The organism is Cupriavidus sp. SIMBA_020, from assembly GCF_046535395.1.
GTDB classification, from domain to species: domain Bacteria; phylum Pseudomonadota; class Gammaproteobacteria; order Burkholderiales; family Burkholderiaceae; genus Cupriavidus; species Cupriavidus campinensis.
Window position 1 is genome coordinate 1 of sequence record NZ_JAWRWU010001783.1, and the last position, 232, is coordinate 232.

General features: G+C 69.0%; 1 protein-coding gene. It reads left to right on the plus strand.

Features of this window, described 5'->3' with window-relative positions; genetic code table 11:
- On the plus strand, positions 1–232 hold a 232-nt coding region (locus SB751_RS35740; RefSeq protein WP_410749698.1), incomplete at both ends, for an MFS transporter.

Below are 232 nucleotides of genomic sequence, written 5' to 3' on the forward strand. Positions count from 1 at the left end.
CGTCGAGCAGCCCGTCGGCCCAACTGATCGCCACCTTCGGCACGTTCGCGGCCGCGTTCCTCGTGCGCCCGATCGGCGGCATGGTGTTCGGCCCGCTCGGCGACCGTATCGGCCGCCAGCGCGTACTCGCGATGACGATGATCATGATGGCCTGCGGCACTTTCGCCATCGGCCTGATTCCGTCGTACCACTCGATCGGCATCGCGGCGCCCGTGCTGCTGCTGGTTGCGCG